Below are 22526 nucleotides of genomic sequence, written 5' to 3'. Positions count from 1 at the left end.
CATACGACCCATAAGACCCATAAGACCCATAAGACCCATAAGACCCATAAGACCCATAAGACCCATAAGACCCATCGGGCGCGCGCTTCGCGGGCTGCACGCGGGTGACGCACAAAGCAATACAACCGGAATCCGCCCGCGTTACTGCTTTGCGCCGCCCTTCATGGCGCGCTCGATTTCGCGCTTGCCCTCGCGCTCTTTGATCGTGTCGCGCTTGTCGCGCACGTTCTTGCCGCGGCCAAGGCCGAGCAACACTTTCACGATGCCGTTCTTGAAATAGAGCTTCAGCGGGACCAGCGTAAGGCCCTTCTCGGCGATACGCTGGTCCAGCCGCAGGATTTCTCGTTTGTGCATCAGCAGCTTCCGGGCGCGCTCGGGCTCGTGGTTGTAGATGTTACCCTGCTTGTAAGGCTGGATGTGGGCGCCCACGAGATACAACTCGCCGTTGGTCCTGATGTCGGCAAAGCTGTCCTTCAGCGTCATGTTGCCCGCCTCGCGCAACGACTTGACCTCGGTACCCACGAGGACGATGCCGGCCTCGTAGGTATCCAGGATCTCATAGTTACGCCGGGCAATCCGGTTTTCTACAATGATGCTTTCGCCCATGGCTCGCCTAGTTCCGGCGCGGCCCCCAGGAGGGACCCTCGCAGCTCATGGTGAGGCGGGGAACGCGGCGCTCTTCGCTGGTTTCAACAGTGTAGGTATAGAGGCTCTTCTGGCCGTTGCGGGTTGAATAGTAGATGACGTGCCGCGAGTCGGGCGACCAGCTCGGGGATTCGTTGCTGCCCTGGGAGTCGGTCAGGCGGCGGTGGCCGGTGCCGTCGGCGCCCATGATGTAAATCTCCAGGCCTTCGCCGGACTTCTCGGCGACATAGGCGATGTACTTGCCGTCGGGCGACCACGCGGGGTCGTAGGAACTGCCGCCCTGGAAGGAGAGCCGCGCGGCGCCGTCGCCACTGCTGCTCATGACATAGATCTGGGGATTGCCGCCGCGGTCGCTGACGAAGGCAATGCGGCTGCCATCGGGCGAGAACACGGGCGAGGTGTCGAGATCGCGGTTACGGGTCAGGCGGCGCAAGTTCGTGCCGTCGGCGTTGCGCAGATAGATCTCGTTGTTCCCGTCTTTGCTGAGCACCTGGGCAAGCTGGCGGCCATCGGGCGACCAGGCGGGGGCGATGTTCAAGCCCACTTCCTTCGAGAGGGGAACGGAGACGCCCGTCATGCGGTCAAAGACGTAGAGAAAGGAGTAGCGGTCCTTGAAGGACAAGTAGGCAATCTTGCTGCCATCGGGTGACATCTTCGGCTTGATGGAGATCGAGTTGTGCTTCGTCACCTGCTTCATGTTCGCGCCGTCATAGTCGGAGACGTAAATTTCCTTGCTGCCGGTGGAGCCGGCGCTGAAGCAAATCTCGGAGGTACCGATGCCGGGCGTGCCTTCGAGATTCTTGATGACCTGCTCGGAGAAGTGGTGGGCGGCGAGGCGCGGGAAGTTCTTATCGACCTTCAGCTCCAGGCCAAAGACCTGGTTCTTGCTGAACAAGTCGAAAAGGCGGAATTCCGTTACCAGCGTGCCGCCGTCCTGCTTCAGGTTGCCGAAGACGAGGTGCTCGCTCTTGGTGGCGGCCCAGGCATCGCGATCAAGTCGCTGCACATCGGGATCGAGCGCGACAAAACCGGCGGGATAGCGCTCGGCGGGCAACACGTCAAACAGTCCGGAAAACTGAAGATCGTCGGCGATGACCTGGGCAAGATCCCGCGCGAGGGCGGCCAGAGAGGGATCGGACGACGCACAGGGCGGCACCGCGATCGGAATCTTCGCGCCGAGGGACTGGCCTTCGCCCACAATCTCCAACTGCGCGGCGGCACGGGGGGACAGGGCGACGAGCGCGCATATCACGGTTAGACCTAGCCAGAGCTTTGACTTCAAGGGACTCTCCTTTTGACCTATCGGGTCAGGGTAAACACGTAGGTAATGTACTGTTCAGCTTCCGTAAATGTATCTGGAAAAGGCGGCAGGGGCAAGGACTCCTTGATCGCCTGTATGCAACTCTCGCGCAGATTCAAATCGAAGGACCCGTCCACGATGACCGGGTCGTCGATAATTTCGCCGTTGCGATTGACCCAGAAGCCCACACGAACCTTGATCTCGGCGGCGTCCAGACTGAGTCCGGGTGGTACTTTACCAAGCCAGGCCCGGTCGACCTTGCGTTTCACCAAGGTGGCCCAATAGCTCAGGGCCGAGGGAAAGTCGGCCGCTTCGACTGCGGAACCCTGGGTAAGCTCGCCCACGTTCTTCGCGACGTGAACTTCCTCCAGGCCCTCCATGCCATCTTCCACACCGACAGGGCCGGTATCGACCGACTCAAGATCTTCCATGTCCTCATCGATGGGACTGTCGTCGGATTCCTCCAGCACGACGGGCTTCTTTGGCTTTTCCTTCGGCTTTTCCTCGGTCTTCTTCTTGTCTTCCGCCTTCGGCTTTTCTTTGGGCTTGGCCTCTTCCTTCGGTTTTTCCTTGGGCTTGGGCTCTTCCTTGGGCTTCTCCTTCGGCTTGGCTTCTTCCTTCGGCTTTTCCTTGGGTTTGGGCTCTTCCTTAGGCTTCTCCTTTGGTTTCGGCTCTTCCTTCGGCTTTTCCTTGGGCTTGGGCTCTTCCTTGGGTTTTTCCTTCGGTTTCGGTTCTTCCTTCGGCTTCTCTTCCGGCTTCTTCTCCGGATCCGGAATTGCATCCGGCGTGCCTTTGGCCTTGTCCTCGGGGGGCGGGCCCTGATGGGGATTGGGCGCGGCCTGATCGGGCCGGAGGGCACCCGTGTCTGCCCCCTGGACGAGCTGGATCCGGGTTACCATGGGGGGATCGCGCTTGAGCAGATAGACCAGCGTCAGCGGCACGACGAAAAGGGCAATATGGAGCAGGATCGAAAGCATCAGCGCGACGCTGAGCTTCGATGGCTGGGCCCCGGTTTGCCGGTATCGTACGGGTCTTCGTTTCATGGTCTCTAGCGTTGCCCCGGGAGGGGCGGGTTCAGCCCCCGCGGACATACCAAATATGGGGGGACGGCACGTGCCTGCACTTCACGTAGTATACCGTTTTTGGCGGGCCTGGTTCCATTTACGACCTCAAATCGCCAGGGCCGCCCAAAGACGTTTGGCTGCTTCTGATGTGTTCGGTCGCGTTTACATCCCGCCGCGCACTCCGCTACAATGCGGCCATGCACCGCCGCGCCAACGACTTTTCGACGCCATCCACGCACGCCCTTGCCCTTGTATATGCCCGCACTCTTGCGGGCTTTCTGCTGCTCATGGGCGGACTGTGGGCTATTGGCCTGGAAGGCATCTACGGTCACCCGACACCCTTTTATGCGCTTTTTGCGCCGGAGCCGGGCTTCGCGACCGCCATTGCCTTGTCGCTGCTGTTGCTCGTGGCCGGCTGGCGACTCATAGGCGGTCCGGTTCCGGGGAAGGCCCTGCCCGCGTATGCCATGCTGGTCACCATCATTGTGATCGTCTGGTTGCTCCTGCTGATACCTGAGGCGCGAGACGAAGGGGAACTGTTCCGCCGCTACCTCCGCAGGCTCCTGCCCGCGTTGGGGTGGCAGTTGCCGGTCGTGACGGTTATGGCGTGTGGCGTATTTCTCCTTCGACGTTTTCTCCTTCCCGCGCTGGAAACGGGCGAGGCACTGGACCGCCGCGCGGTGCGCCGGGTGCTCTGGGGACTCTTCGGGTTCTCCGTGCTCTTTGCATTTGCCGTCGCCATGATCCGGGACGGCTTCGGGGGCATCGACCAGGCCTACAGCCGTACGGCCTACGAATACATCGGCGACATTGGCAAGACGAGCAGCATACAGGGTTTATTCAGGGACTACCTGAAAATTCACGAGCACCTCTCGATGCATGCCAAGGTCCATCCACCGGGACCGATCGCTTTGCTCTGGATTCTATCCTTGTTCCTCTTCAGTAGTTCCCCCATGCCCCTTTCCGTGGCCACGGTCCTTTTCAGCACCCTGGCCATCTTTCCGCTCTATGGCTGGGTGAAGCGCATCGCGGGACAACGTTGTGCCCTGATTGCGGTGATTTGTTACGCCCTCGCCCCTTCCATCGTGCTCTTTACGGCCACCAGCGCAGACGCCCTCTTCACGCCCTTCACCCTCAGCACGCTTTATTGCTTCGAGCGCGCCATCCGCACCCGATCCGCGCGCTTTGCCCTGCTGGCGGGCATGGGCTATGGATGCATGGCGCTCCTGAAGTTCTCCCTCATTGGGGTGGGGGTGTACTTTGGCCTCGTGGGCCTCTGGATGCTGCTGAAGCCGGAAACCCGATGGAATGTGGTGCAAACGGCGCTGTTGATGATCATTGCAACCCTCGGGGTTATCGGGCTGGTCTATTGGTGGTCAAGTTTCAATATCATCGAAACTTTCCACGTGGCCAAGACACAATTCGACACGGATCAGCGCCATCTGGACGAGCTGACTCCCCGGCTGCCCGCGTGGACCTATCGCTTTCTGAACCCCCTGTGCTGGTTCTACTTCGGGGGCATTCCCCTCTCCCTGCTGGCCATTCGCGAAGTAATTCGCGGGGAGAAGGCGCGTCGGGCGACATGGATTATCGTCGTGCTAACGCTGCTCGCGCTGAATCTGCTTTACCTGGCGCGGGGCGAAGGCGAGCGCTCGGCCATGTATATGATCCCCTTCATGGTGCTGCCGGCCGCCTGTCACCTCGAGCGCGGGATAACATCCGGAAAAAGCGGCGGCGCGCTCTGGGTCACGGCGCTGTTCCTCATGTTTCAGTGCTGGTTTACAGAAACGTTTTTTTATACCTATTGGTGATCCCAATAGGGGCCTTATGATATTTGGTGCCCCATAGTTCGCGCGCCCCATACGCCCCATACGCCCCATACGACCCATAAGACCCATAAGACCCATTCATACCCCGACCCAAACCCGCGGAGGATCATCGCGCCATGTGGCGAGACAAAAAAGTGTCGGTCATCTTCCCGACCTACAATGAAAAAGACTCCATCCGCGCGGCGATTGAGGATTTCTTCGCCTCGGGCTACGTGGACGAAATCATCGTGGTCAACAACAACGCCGCCGAGGGTACCGACGACGAAGTGCGCCCCACTCAGGCGCGGCTGGTGCACGAATCGGCTCAGGGCTACGGCCACGCCATATGGCGGGGGCTGGACGAGGCCACAGGCGATCTGTTGATTCTCGCGGAGCCTGATGGAACTTTCGTGGGCAAGGACGTGATCAAGCTGTTGGCCTTCAGCGACGACATGCCGGTGGTCTTCGGCACGCGCACTGCACGGGAATTCGTCTGGGATGGCGCAAACATGGGCTTATTCCTCAAATGGGGGAATTACGCCGTGGGCAAGTTGATGGAGTTTCTCTTCAACACGACGTTCCTGAGCGATGTGGGCTGTACGATGCGTTTGCTGCACCGCCACGTGTATGAAAAGGTTCGCCCCCAGTTCACTGTGGGTGGCTCTCACTTCGGCCCCCAGCTCATGCTGCTGGTGATCTTGAACGGTTTTCCCTTTGTGGAGATCCCCGTGAATTATCGCAAGCGCGTAGGGGTATCTTCAGTGACCGGCAGTCTCTTTCGAGCCTTTACCCTCGGCTGTCAAATGATCCTGATGATTCTCCAGTATCGCCTCGGCTCCTGGCTCGGTCTGCTCCCGCGCAAGGACAAGACCGGCGCAGTTTGACAAGCCCGTCTCAGAATGGTATAGTCTGTCCACACCTTGACAGGTCCTTGGGGCGTGCCATGCCTGCGCGCTGTACCGTTAGGAATTTACTAGATTTCACAGGGCCTGTTCCGGGTATTTAGCGGGTTTATCAGTTTGGTGATCCAGCCAGGAAAGGACCCCTTCGACGCGTGAGTATGTATTCGCGAGAAGTTGTGGCGGAAGTACTGGCGGCGAATGATATTGTCCAAATCATTGGCGCTTTCGTGGAATTGAAGGGCGCTGGTGGTGGCCGGAAAAAGGGACTTTGCCCCTTTCACCGCGAGAAAACCCCCTCGTTCGTGGTCAGCCAGGACAAGCAGATTTACAACTGCTTTGGCTGCGGTAAGCATGGCGACGCCATCAGTTTTGTGATGGAACACGAAGGCCTGGCCTTCGTGGAAGCCCTGCAGAAGCTCGCGGATCGCGGAAACGTCCGCTTGCCCGCCCCCACGGGGGACAATAACGGCGCGGATGGCCTGCGCAAGCAGTTGCTGGACTGCAACAACTTGGCCACGCGATTCTTCCGCGCTGTACTGAAGGATGAAAACCGGGGGAAGACGGCTCGGGTCTATCTGGACAGCCGACGCTTGAAGGCGGAGACGGTGGATCGTTTTGGACTCGGTTATGCCCCGGAGGGCTGGAGCACGCTGCTGGATGCCCTGCAAAAAAGGGGTGTTTCAGAACCGGTGCTCGGCGCTTCCGGTTTGTTCAAAGATCGGGACGGCGGTGGTCGCTACGACGCCTTCCGCAACCGGTTAATGTTTCCCATTAAGGATGTTTCCGGCAACGTGGTGGCCTTCGGCGGTCGCGCGCTGGATGACAGTCCCGCGAAGTATATCAACTCTCCGGAGACCCAGGTCTACCGGAAAAGCCGTGTTTTGTACGCCCTTCACGAGGCCCGCGACGCAATGCGACGCGAGAAGTTCGCCATACTCGTTGAAGGGTATTTTGACGCCCTCCGCTGTTTTGACGCGGGCATCGAAAATGTCGTGGCGACCTGCGGCACCGCCCTGACGGCGGAGCAGGCCTCGCTGATTCGCCGTTACGTTCCCAGCGTCGTGATTGTATATGACGGGGACGCCGCCGGAATTCAGGCGGCGTTGAAGGGGACGGGGGTGCTGACGGCGGCGGGACTGGCGGTGCGCGCGATGGCGCTGCCCGGCGGTCAGGATCCGGACGACTTTATCCGGGACGCCGGTGGAGGCGCCTTCCGCCAGATGGTGTCGGAGGCGAGTGACTTTGTGACCTTTTACGCCCGGCAGAGCGAAAGCCGCCTGGGCAGTATCGAAGGGCGCACGCAAGTGGCCCATGAATTATTTGATATTTTGCGCCATATCGAGGACGAAGTCCGGTTGGACGAGTATCTCGGTCTGACGGCGGAGCGCCTGGGCCTGAACCCATGGGCATGCCGCAAGGAATATGAGAAGTACACGACGTCGACTCCGCAGCGAAAAGTGGAGGACGACGCGCCCGAAATTGAAGTTCAGTATGTTTTCTCGAAGGACGACTGCGATTTTCTTGCCGCACTGATGCGCGATCCGGCCCTGCTGGACACCGCGCGGAAGGCCCTGGAACTCGTGCCACCACGAAATCGCACGGCGATGCTGGAGGTGCTGGAGGTGCTCTGCCGCGGCGACGTTCGGAGCATGCAGTCGGATTTTGAGCGAGAAGAAGCCCGCCGTCTGTATGCCGCCTCCGCGGCGATAGACGCGGAGCAGATCACGGAACCGGAGTTGCTGGTTTCCAAGCGTTTGAAGGCCCTGGAAAAAGAATCGCTGCGCATTGAAGCCGCAGAAACAATTGCAGAAATCCAGGAAGCCGAGCGCGCGGGAGATCCACTGCGCCTGACCGTGGCATTGCAACGAAAAGTACAGCTAAAAAAACAGTTGGAGCGGATTGGCGCCTCATAGGAGGCCCCCAATCCCAACCGGCACCACGAATCGAGGGTGAGCCATGGCCGTGACAAAGAAAACCAAGCCGACGACCATCAAGGACCAGAAGACGACCGAGACGATAGAGCGCGCCCGGGAAACCGGCAGGCTGACCTTTGACGAGCTTGACGCGATCCTCCCCGAAGATGCGACGCCGCAGGAAATCGACGACGTCATGGTCGCGCTGAGCGACACCAATGTCGAACTGGTCGATGAATATAAAATCGATTCCGAGCGCAAGGCGGAAGACAGCCGCAAGGCAAAGATCGCCAAGAAGGCGGAGCTGCGCCGCGAAGCCGCCCACAGCCGACTCGAGCGCGCGGACGACCCCGTGCGCATGTACCTGCGCGAGATGGGTCGCGTTCCCCTGCTCACCAAAGACCAGGAAGTGGCCATCGCCAAGCGCATCGAAGCCGCCGAAAACGACCTGAACGACGTTATCCTCGGCACCCCCTATACCCTCAAGGAAGTGCAGATGATCGGCGCCCGCCTGCTGGCCGGCCGCCTGAGCTACGCACAGATCTGCAAGGATGAAGACCCCCGCATCCACCACCGCTTCGTAAACGACCTGCCCGACTTGATGGAAAAAATCGTCGAGCTGGACACGAACATCGAAACGCAGGACAAGAAGTCGCGCAAAGGCGGTATGACCGACAAGGCCCGCCAGAGCCTCGACAAGAAGATCGATGCGTCCCGCGAAGAGCAGATTTCCATCGTGAGCCTCTTCAACCTGAAGTCCAAGGAGATCTCCAAGATCGGCCGGAAGATCAAAGGTCTGAAGCGCCGCATCCAGGCATGCCGCGACGAGATCGATCGGGTCGAACGCGAGATCGGCCACGACGGCAAGGAAATCCAGGAGCAGGCCGCGAAAATCCGCCGCACCGCCACGGCCAACGAGAAACTGGGGCCTGAAAAGGAATCCATCCTCGACGCGGAACGCCGCCTCACCATCGCCCAGCGCAAGATCGACCAGATCGAAGCGGACGCAAAGCTTAACGCCGACGAAATCGGCGCCCTCATCGACATCATCAAGCACCGTGAAGAACTCATCTACAATGCGAAGATGGAGCTGGTGGAGGCGAACCTGCGCCTGGTGGTCAGCATCGGCAAGAAATACACCAACCGCGGCATGTCCTTCCTCGACCTGATCCAGGAAGGCAACATCGGCCTGATGAAGGCGGTGGACAAGTTCGAATACCAGCGCGGTTACAAATTCTCCACCTACGCCACCTGGTGGATCCGCCAGGCCATCACCCGCTCCATCGCGGATCAGGCCCGCACCATCCGCATTCCCGTGCACATGATCGAATCCATCAACAAGCTCGTGCGCACAAGCCGCCGCCTGGTGCAGGAATACGGCCGCGAACCCAGCCCCGAAGAGATCGCGGAAGAGATGGAAATGTCGGCCGACAAGGTCCGGTCCATCCTCAAGATCGCTCAGGAAGCCATCAGCCTCGAAACCCCCGTGGGCGACGAAGGCGACTCCAGCTTCGGCGATTTCATCGAGGACAAAGGCGCCGAAAGCCCGGCCAACGCCACGGCCTTCAGCGTGTTCCAGGAACGGCTCGACGAAGTGCTCGGCTCCCTCACCGAGCGCGAAGAGAAGGTGCTCCGACTGCGCTTCGGCCTGGGCGACGGCTACCCCCGCACCCTCGAAGAAGTCGGCAGCGTGTTCAACGTCACCCGCGAACGCGTCCGCCAGATAGAAGCCAAAGCCCTCCGCAAAATGCGCCACCCCACGCGCTCGCGCGAGCTCAAAACCTTCCTCGACTGGAGCCTCATGCAATAGGCCACCCACGCGAAGACTTCGAGCCGGACGCGCCCCAAGACGCGTTCGGCTCTTGCGTTTTCCGCCGCGGAACCAGTATGATTGCCCCCTGTTCCGGCAGCCAACTTCAGGGGCCCTTAGCTCAGTCGGTTAGAGCAGGTGACTCATAATCACTTGGTCGAAGGTTCAAGTCCTTCAGGGCCCACCAATGATACCAACGACTTACGCAGATCGCGTAGGTCGTTTTTTGTTGCAACCCCCTCAAATGTTGCAGATTTGTGCCAACTTGAAGGGCGGAACGCAAGGATTACCCTCCAAACAGGTCGTGCGATGATTCTATTGCATTTTGCCTGGATCGTCCCTCTCGAACGTCCGCCACGTGTCCCAATGCCCCCGCGTTGAGCCGGGCTCGTAGTCGCAGGTCACGATGAACAGATCCTCCTCCGCCATGCGTTCCGGCGAAAGATTTATCTGAATATACGTCGAGGCCCGTGCTGTCCAGTTGGCGTAACCGTCCACCTCCGAGGTGGCGATGGGTACCCCATTCAGCGTTAGCTCCTTAATCTTCGCGTTCGGATAGGGGAGCCGCAACTGGATGCTCGCGCCGTGCTGGATGGGCGCGGGCACCCCCACCGTTTCCACTTCCGCAGGGACTTTCTCCGGCGTGCGATGCGTCACATACAACTGCGGCGTGGGGCCGTTCTGTCCCGCGGGCCAGTCGTGGAAAAAGTCCTTGATCGCCGCGTAGTTCATGCGGGGATGTTTCTCCAGCTTCGCCAGCGTCACCTCCAGTTTGTCGTCGTTCAGGTAGCCTTCGGCACTCGCGCTGGTGGCGAGAAAAGCACTGGCCCGGCCCTCCATCGCCGGGTCCAGGCTGCCGAAGGTGAACTCGTCCATGCGATTCCACAGCTCCATCCGGCTTGCCCGGCGCGCCGTCGCCGTCTGGCCATAGGCCACGAGATAGACGTGCGTGTTGCTCATGATGACTTGGTTGGGATAGCCGGGATAGTAGTAGCCCGGCCAGCGTTCGTTGCCGATTTCCAGCAGACGCTGGTGTCGCACCAGCCCGCTTTCTTCCCAGCACACCTCCGTGGCGGAGACCAGCGTGTGGAAGTGGTCGTAGAGGTAGTTCGCAGCATAGTACCGCGGCTGGCCGTACCAACTTTTCGCCGCCATCTCGGAAACGCCGGGGCCATAGAACTGGCGCTCGGCATCGTCCTCCAGCGTGTCCATGGGATAGCCCGCGACCATCGCCGCCTCGTCCATCTGACGCACGATCTCCCGGTGATAGGGCCGCAAAGCGCTGTTGGAATAAGCGCAGCCCGAGCTCTCGAACATGATGTACTTTTCGAAGTCCAGACTCGTTCCGTGGATGTCCGCATGGAGATCGGGCTGGAAGCGATCAAAGACTCGCTGCACATACACCGCCTCGGGCACCTCCTCGGGCTTCAAGGGGCCGTCCTTATTCCACTCGGTGTAGATGGGTGTGAACTGGCCCTTTTCATAGCGGTCGGGATCCACCAGCGGCAAGAACACCACGACCTGATTTCGGAGAATCTCTCCGACCCGCGGATCGCTCGACAGGAACCATTCGATGATGCTCATTACTGTCGTGGCCGCGCCCCGCTCGTTCCCCGCATGGAGCGCGGTGACGAGGGCGTGTTGCTTGTGCTCATCGGGTACGTCGGGGTCGGTCATGGTGACGGAATAGATGCTGCGGCCCTCCACCGACTTGCCCAGCTCCTCCAACTGAAAGCCCACGGGGTGCTCCGCAGCCCAATGCCTTAACACCGCCTCGATCTTTTCATAAGACGGCCAGATTGCGGGGCCGCCCAGCGCGGTGGTCGGCGGGATGCGCGGGGCGTCGGGGGGCTCCTGGGTGTGGGCGGTATAAGAAGCGATGGCCAGGGTGATTGCGATGAACCACCAATGCAATGTAGCGAAACGCATAGTGAAAGACTCCTTGAAATGTCGGTGGAGCGGACGATAACACGTGGGGCGATTTTCGTGTCGACGAGCTTACCCTGCCACTTCTCGCCTGCAAATGTAACGTGCAAGGCTGGGAGCGCAGGCGTCCCGCCTGCAGAACGCCTCTTCTTTCCCTTTCGGACGCGATAGCGGTTGACAGTACAAGTGTGTAATGTTTTAATGACAACAAGAGTTGCGGCAGAATACGTTCGGAGCGGACTATACTATGAAGTCCACAGTCTATATTGAATCGTCGGTTGTCAGCTACCTGGCGGCGCGTCCCAGCCGCGATGTGATTGTCGCTGCCCGGCAGGCGGTCACGCGGGACTGGTGGGACAACCACCGAAGTCGGTTTGAATTGTGTGTGTCCCAGCTCGTCGAGAGCGAGATTCGTGGAGGTGATCCCGAGGCTGCGATTGGAAAGCCTGATGGGGATTCCAAGACTAAGCATTTCCGACGAGGCGAGGTTCGTCGCCAGGAGACTGCTTGCGAGTGGCGCAGTACCTCAGGGTAGTGCGGATGACGCGCTCCATATCGGAATTGCCGCAGCCCAGGGTGTTGACTTCCTGCTGACGTGGAACTTTCGCCACATGAACAACGTGGAAACGGAACTAGCCGTACGCCGCGAGGTGGAACGTTGCGGATACCGCTGCCCTACGTTCTGTTCGCCAGAGGAACTAGGAGGTTCGATCGATGTTGCCAGACCCGATAGTTGAGGAAATCCGCCTCATCCGTAAGGCGCATGCGGATAAGTATGAGAACGATTTGGATAGAATTGTCGAAGCACTCCGCGAAGAGGAGCGGGCGTCGCCCCATGTGTTCCTGAATCCCGACCCGAAAAAGCTCTCGGTGCCAAGAGCCTCTGAACAAGCGGAGAGCTACGGCGCCGTGGCGGATGATACGCGCGATTCGCCCTGAAGGTCGGCGAATTTATCGTCATTGGTGTAGTTCAACAGGGGCCAGTTGGATGCGCCTTGCGGCACCAAGTCCATTTCGCCACGGGCACACGAATCGGCGTAGCCGAATCGCGTGGCACGACTTGAAATCGCTTTTTGTTTCGCAGTTATCTTGACATCCCCATGTCTTCGGGTCTATGTTGTTATAACCAATTGCGCAGCACTCAGCCCCGGCCCGAGGAACCCATGAAGATCACCGACGTCAAAACCATTCTCCTCACCGGGCCCTGCACTCACGATCCTTTCCTCAGCGAGACGCGTAAGCTGCGGAGCGCCGCGTTTATTGAGATTCACACCGACGCCGGGCACATCGGCGTGGGGGAGACCTACGGCGGCTATTTCGCGCCGGAATCGGTACCATCCATCGTGGAGTTTTTCAAGCCGATCCTCGTCGGACAGAACGTAGATGACATCCCCGATCTGTGGGAGCGCATGTACCACTGCGGGAACTTCTGGTGCCGCGTGGGGCTGGGCCTCATCGTGTTGAACGGCATCGAAGCCGCGCTTTGGGACCTCAAAGGAAAGCTTGAAGGTAAACCCGTCCACGCGCTCCTCGGTGGCGCGAAGCACACGCGACTCGCGGCCTACGCGACGGGCGGTTCGAGCAATTATCCTCTGGACAAACTTTCACGCAAGATGGACCACTACCTGGCCTTGGGCTTTCGGGGCTTCAAGGTCGGCGCGGGCAGTTTTCACGCCGACCACGGCTTTGCAATCGAGAGCGAGCCTGCGGCAGCCGCAGCCTTTGAAGTGGCGAAGCTGGAATACATCCGGATGCACGTGGGCCCGGATATCGGCGTCATGATGGACGCCCACATGGGGAATGCGCCCACGGGCCATTGGAGCGTGGAGACGGCCATCGCGGTGTGCCGGGCGCTCGAACCGTACAACCTCGTTTTCTTTGAGGAACCGCTGCACTATACGAACCCCTGGGGTTATGCGGAACTCTGCGCAGCGACTACCCTCCCCATCGCGGGCGGTGAATGCCTCACCGGCGCGGCGGAGTGGCGCACCTTCATCGACATGGACTGCTTCGACATCGGCCAGCCTGATGCGTCTTTCACCGGCGGACTTTTGGTCGTGGTGGAGGTCGCGGCGATGCTCGCGGCCCGCAATCGCAGCATCGCCACCCATGCCTGGGGCGCGGGTGGATCGCTCATGCAGAATGTCCACGCGGCCTTCGCCTGCGCGAACACGTGCATCGTGGAAGTGCCGCCGGACTATGGCCCGCTGCACAGCGAGGTGGTGGGGGATTCCTTCCAGATGAAGGACGGCTTCGTGTTGCCGCCCGAAGCGCCCGGCCTCGGCATTGTATTGAGCGAAGCCACCAAGGCACGATATCCCTTCAAGCCGGGCAGCGGCGAATTCAATAGCGTGCCGGGCAAAAGCCTGGAAGAAATGGACGACTTGCTCACCCGATGAATATTTTTATCGACACGCCGATTTACGAGCCGGGCCTCACGCGCCTCAAGGCCCTGCCGGGCGTCAACGTGACCATCGCCGATCCCATCACCGAAGAGCGCGTGGTGCGTCCGGTAGAGCAGCTCCGCGATATCGACGCGCTCTTCTGCGCCGACGTGCCGGAGAATCTGGACGACATGAGCGCGCTCCAGTGGATTCAGATTACCTCCTCGGGGTTCGAACACATCATTCCCCACAATCTTCCCGCTCGGGGCGTTCGCGCTTCCAACGCGCGGGGTGTTTTCGACGTGCCCATCGCCGAGTGGTGCTTCGCCATGATGGTGAACCTCGCCCGCGATCTGCCGCAGATGTATCGCAACCAGCAGGCGGGCCACTGGGATCGGGGCGCGCAATTTCAATCCGAGATTCGTGGACGCACCGTCGGATTCTGGGGTTACGGCGGCCTCGCCCGCGAAACCGCGCGCATCGCGAAGTTTGCTGGATTGAAAATTCACGTGCTTGCGCGCAACGGCGCGACGCCGCAACATGAACTCTACCGCGTGCCCGGCACGGGCGATCCCGACGGCGTCTTGCCCGACCAAGTCTTCGCGACCGAAGCGAAGAGCGAATTTCTGTCCGGCCTCGATTTTCTCATCATCGCGCTGCCCTTGAACGACAGCACACGCGGACTGGTGACGGCAGAAGACTTGCGTAAATTGCCGAAGACCGCATTCCTGCTCAATCCCGCGCGCGGTCCCATCATCCAGGAGGCGGCGCTGCTTCAGGCCCTGAACGAAGGCTGGATCGCGGGCGCGGCGCTCGACACCCACTACCACTACCCCATGCCGCCGGAGCATCCGCTTTGGAAGATGCCCAATGTGATCATGACGCCCCACATCTCGGGTTCGACGAAAAGCACACGCTTCCCCGAGCGCGTGTGGGACTTGTTTGTGCAAAATGTCGAGCGGGTGTTGCGGGGCGAGGCACCGCTGAATGAATTGGCATCGGACGCGCTCACGCCAAGGACTTAACGCAATGTATTTGAGCGCGCGCAAAACGGGAGCACGGACTTTCCTGTCCGTGTGTTTTCGTGCAACTTCGTTGCGCGATACACGGGTAAGAAAACCCGCGCTCCCGTTAGCGGACTTTGAGTCGGTGAAAGGTTGACCATGAGTCGTGTCATCACTGGAATCTGTATCGTGGCCTGCGCATTGGTCTGCTTCCATGTCAACTCGCAAGAATCGACGCGCCCCGAACTCAACGGCGAAGTTGTCACCGCCAAGACTCCCGACGGTATCGAATACGGCCTCTGGGGCACCAAGGTCACCTATCCCGCGCCCACGCTCTTCATCTTCGCGTCCGACATCAAAGCCACCCTCGACAACCCCTATTTCCGCCAGTGCGGCGACGCGCTTGCGGAGCAGGGCTATCTCTGCGTCTCCCTTGACCTGCCGGGCCACGGTACGGACCAGCGTGAGGGCGAGCCGGGCTCCCTGGGTACCTGGCGCACGCGCAGCGATAACAATGAGGATTTCATTGCGCCCGTCACCATGCGGGTGCGGGCCGTACTCGATCACCTCATCGCCACGGGCGCATCGGACCCCGCGCGCATCGCCGCCTGTGGCACCTCACGCGGCGGTTTCATGGCCCTCCACGTCGCGGCCGCGGATCCGCGCATCCGCGCCACGGCAGCATTTGCGCCCGTCACCAATCTCATGGCGCTGCGCGAGTTCAGTGGCGCGAAGAATACCGAGCATGTTGCCGCTCTGTCGCTGCTGGCGAATGCTGAGAAGTTCGCAGGTCGCGCGGTCTGGCTGATCATCGGCGACCGCGATGAGCGCGTAAGTTCGGACGACGCCATCGCATTTGCCCGCCGCGTGACGGCGATCTCGCTCGAGAAGACTAACGAAGCCGACGTTACGCTGGTCGTGCTGCCCGAACCCAAGGGCCACACGACGCCCAAGGGTGCACCGGAACTGGCCGCTGAATGGATTGAGGATAAGTTGAAGTAATGCTCGTATTTCTTTCTCTGTGTTTTTGCGTTCTTTGTGGTCGAAAATAGAAATGAGCAACCACATAGAACGCAAAGAGCACCAAGGATCCATTTTTAATTTTGCGCGCTGCGCACAAGGAAGGCAACATGATGAAGAATCGCATAGGTGTCTTGGCTGGACTTGTCGCAGCGGCGGCGCTGCTGGCCCCCGTATTCGCTGCCGAGTCCGCGTTTACTTTCCCCGAGTCCAACCTCTCCGTGAAAGGACGCGTAACCCTTCTCGCCATTGATGATCAGGGCCTGCGGGATCGTGAAAATCTCAACCTAACCCTCTCGAAGCCCAAGGTGCGCAAGGAGCCCGTGCTCACGCCCGAGCAGGGCAACCCGAATGCGCCCGACACCATGGCGGCCCATTTCTACGGCACCGTCCTCCACGATAACGACAAGTTCCGCATGTGGTACTACGCCGTCAGCAAGGAAAAGGGTCAGGAGCAGGACCTGAAGCAGGGTCCGGTTTGTTACGCAGAAAGTGACGACGGCATCGATTGGACAAAGCCCCATCTTGGGCAGGTCGAGATCAACGGCAGCAAGGAAAATAACGCTATCTTCCTGCCTGACCCCTTGACTCAGATTGCCATGGTGCTCCTCGACGAGGATGACCCCAATCCTGCTCACCGCTATAAAATGCTCTATACGACGCGTCAAAAGACATGGGTATTCCGGCCCGCCTTCAGCGCCGACGGTATCCAGTGGAATGTGCCCGATGGCTATCCCACGGATAAATTCATGGAAAGCGGAAGTCTATTCAAGTTTGGTGGTCGCTATATTGTGCATGGTCAGGGCATCGGAATGAATGGGCGAGGCGAAGTTGAAGGCCGGCAGGGCTATGCCTCCACGTCGCAGGACTTCATGACCTGGGACATCCCCTATCACGACGCCTTTCGCCTCGCGGAAGCGGAGGATCTCTCCAAGCGGGGCTTGCTCGGCGACTATCCACAGGTGCATCTCGGCATTGGCGCTGCCAGCTTTGGAAACGTAGCCGTGGGTTTGTATGGACGCTGGCACAATCCCCCGGAAGGACAGGGTCGAAAGGAAGGTTGGTACGGCTCCGGCCTGATTACCTGCGATCTCGCCCTTGTGGTGAGCAATGACGGCATACAATTCCGCGAGCCACAGCCGGGCCATGTATTCATCTCACAACTGGATTCACCCGCCACCCAGGCCGCTGGCGAAAACGACCCCACCATCCTCTGCCAGGCCAACGGCATCCTGAACGTGGGCGACGAAACCCTCATCTACCACGGCCGCTGGCGCAACGCCACCGACACCGCGAAAAACTACTACGGGGAAATCGGCCTCGCCACGCTCCCGCGCGATCGCTGGGGTAACCTGAGTGTCGCCGAGGGCGCCGAAGTCGGCACGGTATGGTCCGCACCGATTACGTTGCCTGCGGAGGCAGTCGCAATTTCACTCAATGCCGATGGTGCCAAGAACATTACCGTCGAAATCGCGGATGAAAACGGCGCCTTGCTGCCCGAGTTCAGCGGCGAAAACAGCGGCGAGGTGAAAGGGGCCAAGTCGATGACCAGCCCCGTGAAGTGGAAAGGCGACGGCCTCGCGTTGCTTGCGGGAAAAACCGTTCGGTTGAAGCTGGGGCTTAAGGGAGAAAAGACCGGGCTCTACGCGGTTTATCTTGATCCGGTAAAGTAAACCTACCACGTTCACGCTACGCCGGGTGCCACATTGATCGAGCTACACTCCTTTGATGTGGCACCCTTCATTTGGCGCGGCCGCTGCGACGGGAATTGGCTACAAGAACTCTCGCACCGCATCCACCAGCCTCGGCAACACCTTCCCCGACGGCCCCTGCAAGAAGGCATCGGTGATATACCCGGTAAACTCCGTCGGCTCCAGGTTGCACTCGATGATGTAGGCCCCGTTGCGCTTCGCGATTACCGGCAGTTCCGCCGCCGGGTAGACGGTGGCGGAAGTGCCAACGATAATCACCACGTCCGCCAAGGCCGCCGCGCGGTCGGCGGCTTCCAGCGCGTCGCGGGGTATGGCTTCGCCGAAGAGCACCACGTCCGGCTTCATCACCCCGCCGCAGGCGCAGCGCGGTGCGTTCTCGCTCCGAAGTGATAGGTCAAGGGGCACATTTCCGGCGCACACCACGCAGCGCATGTGCCGGCCATTACCGTGGTATTCGATCACCTGCACCGAGCCCGATTCCTGATGGAGGTTGTCGATGTTCTGCGTGATGATCGCTTCGAGCCGACCCATGTTCTGGAGCGCGGTCAGGGCATGATGGCCCGGATTCGGTTGCACATCACCCAGCATCGCGCCGAGGTCGTACCACAGTTGCCACACGCGATCCGGGGCTTCCAGGAACGCGTCAATCGTGGCGTAGTCTTCCGGCGGATAGGTGTCCCAAATCCCCCCGGGACTCCGGAAGTCGGGGATACCGCTTTCCACCGAGATGCCCGCGCCCGTAACGGCGATGACGTGGCGGCCTTTGGCGATGGCCTGTGCGGCTTGTTTGAGGGCGTCGGTCATGGGGTGGTGCCTCCGGGAGGTACTCGTGTTATCCATTGGCACTCGGTTTTGGAACGGCGCACCAACGTGGGTTAAGCTTCCAGCTTGACATTAAGCTCACGTTGGTGACCAAGCGGCCACATGCGCTTGTTTTGTGACCGTGAGCGCCAAACGGGAGCGCGGGTTTTCTTACCCGCGTATCGTGCGACTCCGTCGCACGAAAATCACGGACTGGAAAGTCCGTGCTCCCGCTGGACGATAACTTTCACAAGTCCTCCGCCTGCCCCGTCACCCGCCTAAGCCTTCGCGATCCGCTCCAGCCCGCCCATGTATCCGCGCAGCACTTCCGGCACGATCACCGACCCATCGGCCTGCTGGTAGTTCTCCAGCACGGCCACAAGGGTTCGGCCGACCGCCAGGCCCGAGCCATTGATCGTGTGGACGAACTCGGGCTTCTTGTCGCGCTTGAAGCGGATATTCGCCCGGCGCGCCTGGTAGTCCGTGAAGTTCGAGCAGGAGCTGATCTCGCGGTAGGCGCTCTGGCCGGGGAGCCAGACTTCGAGGTCATAAGTCTTCGCAGCGGAGAAGCCGAGATCGCCGGTGCACAGCGTCATGACGCGATAGGGGAGACCCAGCGCCTGCAAAATCGCCTCGGCATTGTTCGTCAGCTTCTCCAGTTCGTCCCAGCTATCTTCCGGGCGGGTGAACTTCACCATCTCCACCTTGTTGAACTGGTGCTGGCGGATCATGCCGCGCGTGTCCTTGCCATAGGCGCCCGCTTCGCTGCGGAAACAGGGCGTGTATGCCGCGTAGTAAATCGGCAGATCGGAATCGCTCAGAATTTCGTCGCGATGAATATTCGTCACGGGCACTTCCGCCGTGGGGATGAGCCAGTAGTCCGTGTCCGTAATGCGGAAGCCGTCCGCCGCGAATTTCGGCAATTGGCCGGTGCCCTGCATGCTCTGCGAATTCACCATGAAGGGAGGCAGGATCTCGGTGTAGCCGTGCTGGCCGGTGTGCGTGTCCAGCATGAAATTGATTAGCGCCCGTTCCAGCCGCGCGCCCGCGCCCCGGCTCAGGCAGAAGCGCGCGCCGGTCAATTTCGCCGCACACTCAAAGTCCAGGAGGCCCAGCGCTTCGCCAATGGCCACGTGATCCTTGGGCTCAAAGTCGAATTTTGGGATCTCGCCCCATTTCCGCTCTTCGCGGTTGTCGGCGTCGCTCGTGCCCACGGGCAGGCTCTCATCCGGAAGATTGGGGATGCCCAGCAACAGGTCGGCCAGCGTGGCGTCCACTTCGCGCACCTGCTCTTCCAGCACCGCGATGCGATCCTTGATGGTCTTCATCGCGGCGATGGCTACGCTCGCATCCTGTTTGGCTTTCTTCGCCGCGCCGATGGCCTCGCTGGCCACATTCTGCTCCGCGCGGAGCTGTTCCATCTCATAGACCAGCGTACGGCGCTTCGCGTCTTCTTCGAGTACCTGGTCGATGGCGAAGGAGCCGCCCCGTTTCGCCAGTGCGGCGGTAACGGCTTCGGGGTCCTGGCGGATTAGTTTGATGTCGAGCATGATAGGAGGCCTTTTAGGATAAGCAGGCAAGCAATAGTTACAAATCACAGGGACTACAGGGACAGCAGAGACTTATATGCAACTTGCTTCCAGTCCCTTACGTCCTTTCGGTCCCTTAAGTCTTTCGTCCTTCAAGCACCCCCGCAATCATGCATACCCTAGCCGCGCAGCATGCCCAGCAGGCGATCCAGCTCGTCCAGCGAGAAATACTCGATCTCGATCCGGCCTTTGCCGCCTTCCTGCGTCTTCAGGTGGACCTTCGTGCCCAGGCGGCGCCGGAGGTCGTCTTCCAACTGGGCGACGTTCGGGTCTTTGGGCGGTTTCAACGCGGGGGGCTTGGCGGCGCCCTTCTGTTCCGTCGCCAGCTTTTCCGCCTGGCGCACCGAGAGGCCCTCGTTCACAATCTTTCGCGCGGCGTTAATCTGGCCCGAGACCGATTCGATGCTCAGCAGCGCCCGGGCGTGGCCCATGCTCAGCGAGCCATCCGCCACCATCACCTGCACCGGCTCGGGCAGGTTCAGCAGGCGGAGCGAGTTCGCCACCGTTGCCCGCTTCTTGCCCACTTCCTGAGAGACCTGCTCCTGGGTCCAGCCGAATTCGTCCATCAGATCCTGATAGGCCTGGGCCGTTTCCATCGCGTTCAGATCTTCGCGCTGAATATTCTCAATGATGCCCAGCTTGAGCATGTCGCGGTCCGACACGTCCCGGACCACGGCGGGGATCAGCTTTCGATCCGCCATGATACTCGCGCGGACGCGCCGCTCACCGCTGATCAATTCATAGTGCTCGCCGACCCTGCGAACCAGAACCGGCTCCTGCACGCCGTCGCGGCGGATGGATTCCGCCAGTTCCTGAAGAGCTTCTTCGCGGAAGACGTGGCGCGGTTGCTTCGGGTTGGAGCGCAGCTCCGAGGGGTCCACCTCGATGAGTACGGCGCCATCGCTCAAAGCGACGGGTTCCGCTGGTGCGGGCGCGACGGTTGCGGTCGGGGTCGGCGCCGTGGCAGGCCGATTCAATGGAGACCCACCGCCGATCAGCGCCCCCAGGCCCTTGCCCAGCCCTTTGCGCTTGGCATCAGCCACGGGTGATGACCTCCCGCGCCAGGGCGAGGTAGCCCTGGGCGCCCGCGCACTTCAAGTCGTAATAGATGACGGGCTTGCCAAAGCTGGGGGCCTCGCTCAGGGTCACATTCCGGGGGATGATGGTCTGGAAGACCGACTCGCCGAGGTGACCCCGCACGTCGTCCATCACCTGCTTGCACAGATTCGTGTGCTGGTACATGGTCAAGAGCACGCCGAAGACCGTAAGCTCGGGATTCAGATTGTCCCGCACCAGGATAATGGTCTGAAGCAATTCACTGAGCCCTTCCAGCGCATAATACTCGCACTGAAGCGTCACCAGCACACCATCCGCCGCCACGAGCCCGTTCAGCGTCAAAATGCTGAGGGAGGGGGGGCAGTCGATGAATATATAGTCATAGTCGTTCAAGGCCTCGGCCAGGCGCGTCTTCAGGCGAAATTCCCGGCCTTCCTCGTCAATCAGCTCGACTTCCGCGCCTACCAGCTCCCGGTTTGAGGGCACGATGAAGAGATTGTCCCACTCCGTGGCGAGGGCGACGTCGGCAACAGATTTATCGTTGACCAGCAGGTCGTAGACACTGCCTTCCACGGCGTTCTTATCGACTCCGAGGCCTTGGGTGGCGTTGCCCTGCGGGTCCAGGTCGATCAGGAGCGTCTTCTTGTGGGCCGCGGCCATGCAGGCGGAGAGATTGACGGCGGTGGTGGTCTTGCCCACGCCCCCCTTCTGATTGGCTATAGCAATTACACGTCCCAACGATACGCCCTAACAGTTCTGGTGGTGGATAAGGAGGTAGAAACAAGGGGCGTATGATACGAACCCCGCCCAGGCTAAGTCAATAGCGGGACGGAATTTGGGGCGGATCGGCCGCAGAACTCAGGTGCCGAACTGCCGCAGATGATGCTCAAAGTGGAGCACGTGAAAGCGGTCCCAACCGTCAATATCCATCCGACCAAAGGTGGGGTGGGGGGCTGGTTTCAACTCGTCCGCCTGCACGAGGGTCAGGTACTCCTCCAGAATGGCCTGGAGCGTTTCCAGATCGCCGGGCTCGCGGGCTTTGAGACCCTGGTGGAGCAGGTGCTCCGGCAGTTCCATCGCCATGGTGATAGGAAGTACGCCCGCCAGAACGAGGGGGCGTTTTACGCATCGGGAAAAACAGTTGCCAAAAAAAGGAATAGTGCGCGACTTGCCCATGGAATGGCGTAGCGACCAGATCAGGTGCTCGATCATGGTGTCCCGGCGCAACTGGCCCCAGCGCGGGATCGCATCACGCTTGATCCCGCCTAGACGCTCTACGACTTCCTCAACAAAATCCCCATCGAAATGGTGCATAAAACGCTTCCCACAGTCTTCCCGTGGCTATTCTACCACCAAGCGGGGAAAATGGTACAGGGCGCTGTAGGCGGTAGGCGGTAGGCGGTAGGCTGTAGGCGGTAGGCTGTAGGCTGTAGGCTGTAGGCTGTAGGCTGTAGGCTGTAGGCTGTAGGCTGTAGGCGGTAGGCGGTAGGCGGTAGGCGGTAGGCGGTAGGCGGTAGGCGGCAGGCGGCAGGCGGCAGGCGGCAGGCGGCAGGCGGCAGGCGGCAGGCGGCAGGCGGCAGGCGGCAGGCGGC

Annotated in this window: 18 protein-coding genes and 1 tRNA gene; 10 read left to right on the top strand and 9 right to left on the bottom strand. The window is 60.4% G+C overall.

Annotated elements, in window-relative coordinates; all coding sequences use genetic code 11:
- Window positions 1-141 precede the first annotated feature (141 nt).
- Genes smpB through JNK74_26895 form a run of 3 tightly spaced genes read right to left on the bottom strand, consistent with a single transcriptional unit; the run spans window position 142 to window position 2988 of the window.
- The gene (smpB, locus tag JNK74_26905; GenBank protein ID MBL7649822.1) at window positions 142-606 is read right to left on the bottom strand and encodes an SsrA-binding protein SmpB; all 465 of its coding nucleotides are present in this window, start codon (window positions 604-606) and stop codon (window positions 142-144) included.
- A gap of 7 nt (window positions 607-613) precedes the next feature.
- The gene (gene tolB, locus JNK74_26900; GenBank protein ID MBL7649821.1) at window positions 614-1927 is read right to left on the bottom strand and encodes a Tol-Pal system beta propeller repeat protein TolB; all 1314 of its coding nucleotides are present in this window, start codon (window positions 1925-1927) and stop codon (window positions 614-616) included.
- Between the two features lie 17 nt (window positions 1928-1944).
- Window positions 1945-2988, bottom strand: coding sequence for a TonB C-terminal domain-containing protein (locus JNK74_26895; protein MBL7649820.1), 1044 nt, complete (start codon window positions 2986-2988; stop codon window positions 1945-1947).
- Window positions 2989-3155: 167 nt separating this feature from the next.
- On the opposite strand from JNK74_26895, the gene JNK74_26890 reads away from it, so the two are divergent.
- The 5 genes from JNK74_26890 (at window position 3156) to JNK74_26870 (ending at window position 9629) form a co-directional block, all read left to right on the top strand.
- Entirely contained in the window at window positions 3156-4820 is a 1665-nt protein-coding gene (locus JNK74_26890) for a glycosyltransferase family 39 protein (GenBank protein ID MBL7649819.1), read from the top strand.
- Between the two features lie 134 nt (window positions 4821-4954).
- Window positions 4955-5701: a glycosyltransferase family 2 protein gene (locus tag JNK74_26885; protein ID MBL7649818.1), complete on the top strand. Its 747-nt coding sequence runs from the start codon at window positions 4955-4957 to the stop codon at window positions 5699-5701.
- Between the two features lie 170 nt (window positions 5702-5871).
- Window positions 5872-7632: a DNA primase gene (locus JNK74_26880; GenBank protein MBL7649817.1), complete on the top strand. Its 1761-nt coding sequence runs from the start codon at window positions 5872-5874 to the stop codon at window positions 7630-7632.
- A gap of 43 nt (window positions 7633-7675) precedes the next feature.
- Window positions 7676-9442 carry an RNA polymerase sigma factor RpoD gene (gene rpoD / locus JNK74_26875; protein ID MBL7649816.1) on the top strand — a complete coding sequence of 589 codons (1767 nt, stop codon included), beginning with the start codon at window positions 7676-7678 and terminating at the stop codon, window positions 9440-9442.
- Between the two features lie 110 nt (window positions 9443-9552).
- Window positions 9553-9629, top strand: a tRNA-Ile gene (locus JNK74_26870).
- A gap of 128 nt (window positions 9630-9757) precedes the next feature.
- Here the strand turns inward: JNK74_26870 and JNK74_26865 are convergent.
- Window positions 9758-11371, bottom strand: coding sequence for a hypothetical protein (locus tag JNK74_26865; protein ID MBL7649815.1), 1614 nt, complete (start codon window positions 11369-11371; stop codon window positions 9758-9760).
- Between the two features lie 711 nt (window positions 11372-12082).
- On the opposite strand from JNK74_26865, the gene JNK74_26860 reads away from it, so the two are divergent.
- The 5 genes from JNK74_26860 to JNK74_26840 all read left to right on the top strand — a co-directional run bounded on the left by JNK74_26860 (window position 12083) and on the right by JNK74_26840 (window position 17449).
- Entirely contained in the window at window positions 12083-12307 is a 225-nt protein-coding gene (locus JNK74_26860) for a hypothetical protein (protein MBL7649814.1), read from the top strand.
- A 224-nt stretch (window positions 12308-12531) separates the two neighbouring features.
- Window positions 12532-13767, top strand: a complete 1236-nt coding sequence (locus tag JNK74_26855; GenBank protein ID MBL7649813.1) for a mandelate racemase/muconate lactonizing enzyme family protein — start codon at window positions 12532-12534, stop codon at window positions 13765-13767.
- On the top strand, window positions 13764-14777 hold the full coding sequence (locus tag JNK74_26850; protein ID MBL7649812.1) for a D-2-hydroxyacid dehydrogenase: 1014 nt from the start codon (window positions 13764-13766) through the stop codon (window positions 14775-14777). The genes JNK74_26855 and JNK74_26850 overlap by 4 nt, the downstream gene beginning before the upstream one ends.
- Window positions 14778-14915: 138 nt before the next feature.
- A complete protein-coding gene (locus tag JNK74_26845) occupies window positions 14916-15758 on the top strand; it encodes an alpha/beta fold hydrolase (protein ID MBL7649811.1) in 843 nt (280 codons plus the stop codon).
- Between the two features lie 128 nt (window positions 15759-15886).
- Window positions 15887-17449, top strand: a complete 1563-nt coding sequence (locus tag JNK74_26840; protein ID MBL7649810.1) for a hypothetical protein — start codon at window positions 15887-15889, stop codon at window positions 17447-17449.
- A 99-nt stretch (window positions 17450-17548) separates the two neighbouring features.
- Here JNK74_26840 and JNK74_26835 read toward each other — a convergent pair whose 3' ends face one another.
- The 5 genes from JNK74_26835 to JNK74_26815 form a co-directional block, all read right to left on the bottom strand.
- Complete coding sequence (locus JNK74_26835; protein ID MBL7649809.1) at window positions 17549-18292, bottom strand: NAD-dependent deacylase; 744 nt, start codon at window positions 18290-18292, stop codon at window positions 17549-17551.
- 275 nt (window positions 18293-18567) lie between these two features.
- Window positions 18568-19839 (bottom strand): serine--tRNA ligase, encoded by a 1272-nt coding sequence (gene serS / locus JNK74_26830; GenBank protein MBL7649808.1) that lies wholly within the window; start codon window positions 19837-19839, stop codon window positions 18568-18570.
- 158 nt (window positions 19840-19997) lie between these two features.
- Window positions 19998-20921, bottom strand: coding sequence for a ParB/RepB/Spo0J family partition protein (locus tag JNK74_26825; GenBank protein ID MBL7649807.1), 924 nt, complete (start codon window positions 20919-20921; stop codon window positions 19998-20000).
- Window positions 20914-21672 (bottom strand): ParA family protein, encoded by a 759-nt coding sequence (locus JNK74_26820; protein MBL7649806.1) that lies wholly within the window; start codon window positions 21670-21672, stop codon window positions 20914-20916. The genes JNK74_26825 and JNK74_26820 overlap by 8 nt, the downstream gene beginning before the upstream one ends.
- 120 nt (window positions 21673-21792) lie before the next feature.
- On the bottom strand, window positions 21793-22248 hold the full coding sequence (locus JNK74_26815) for a DUF1569 domain-containing protein (protein ID MBL7649805.1): 456 nt from the start codon (window positions 22246-22248) through the stop codon (window positions 21793-21795).
- Window positions 22249-22526: the final 278 nt, after the last annotated feature.

It is taken from the genome of Candidatus Hydrogenedentota bacterium (assembly GCA_016791475.1).
Taxonomy (GTDB): domain Bacteria; phylum Hydrogenedentota; class Hydrogenedentia; order Hydrogenedentales; family JAEUWI01; genus JAEUWI01.
This window is presented reverse-complemented; position numbering and strand designations above follow the sequence as displayed.